This window comes from Streptomyces sp. BE20, assembly GCF_036322525.1.
GTDB lineage: Bacteria > Actinomycetota > Actinomycetes > Streptomycetales > Streptomycetaceae > Kitasatospora.
The window spans coordinates 1-358 of the sequence record NZ_JAQYWW010000877.1; the positions used below are offsets into that span (position 1 = coordinate 1).

At 79.9% G+C, this 358-nt stretch carries 1 protein-coding gene; it reads left to right on the forward strand.

What is annotated here, in order from left to right:
- Positions 1-358: acyl carrier protein (locus PUR61_RS19100; protein ID WP_329880166.1), on the forward strand; the 358-nt coding region annotated here is incomplete at both ends.

Consider the following 358-nt stretch of genomic DNA (forward strand, 5'->3'; position numbering starts at 1 on the left):
CCAGCTGGACGCGCTGGCCGAGCACCGGCTGTCGCTGCTGCTCGGCCGGACGGCCGGGCCGTACGGAGGCGCGGGCGCCGCGACCGGTGGGCAGCTGCCCGGCGGCGAGCCGCTGCCCGCGGTGGGGCTGCCCACCCTGGCCCCCGGCAGCGCGCGCTCCCCGCAGGACCTGTCGCGGCGGGTCGCCGACGGCCCCGACGCCGTGGGCGCCCTGCCCACCGCCCGCTGCTCGCCGCTCTACTCGCGGTCCGCCGTCGAACTGCGCAACCGGCCGGTCACCGCGTGGGGCCTGGACGTGGCGGTCACCACCGACTACGACCACCCGACCGCCACCGCGCTGGCCGAGCACCTGCTGTCG